Here is a 606-nt window from a genome sequence, read left to right as displayed (position 1 = left end):
GAGATGTGTATAAGAGACAGGGCCAGGGAGTCGTCGATGTCCTCGCCGCGCCGCTCCACGAGCCCGTCGGTGTAGAGGACCAGGGTCTCCTCGTGCGTGAGGGGGTGCGCCGCGGACTCGTACCCGCCCAGGCCGGTGCCCAGCGGCGGCCCGACCGGTACGTCGAGCAGCCGTCCGGTGCCGTCGGCCGCGAACACCGCGGGCGGCAGGTGGCCGGCGCTGGCGAAGAGGGCGGTCCCGCGCGCCGGGTCCACGCGGGCGAGCAGGCAGGTGGCGGGGCGGCGCGCCGCGTCCTCGGCGACCAGGGCGTCGAGCTGGCGCAGCACGCGGTGCGGGGCGAGCTCGGTGGAGGCGACCTCGCGCAGGGTGGAACGGTAGGCGTTCATGTCCACGGCGGCGTCGAGGCCGTGGCCCATCACGTCGCCGACCACCAGCAGGGTCCGCCCGAAGTGCAGCCGCACCGTCTCGAACCAGTCGCCGCCGACGAGGGCGCTCGGTCCGACGGGCAGGTAGCGGCCGGCGATCAGCAGGTTCGGGTGGGGGCGGCCGGGGTCGGCGACCAGGGCCCGCTGGAGGTTGAGCGCGACGCGTTCGGTGGCGGCGAGC

1 protein-coding gene is annotated in these 606 nt (G+C 75.6%); it reads right to left on the bottom strand.

Annotated features, from left to right (window positions below):
• The coding region (locus VR44_RS40020) for a PP2C family protein-serine/threonine phosphatase (RefSeq protein ID WP_045952613.1) at nt 1-606 on the bottom strand (606 nt) is incomplete at both ends.

The organism is Streptomyces katrae (assembly GCF_000966975.1).
Taxonomy (GTDB): Bacteria; Actinomycetota; Actinomycetes; order Streptomycetales; family Streptomycetaceae; genus Streptomyces; species Streptomyces katrae.
Note: the sequence above shows the minus strand (reverse complement) of the source record. Positions and strands in the feature narration are given on the sequence as shown.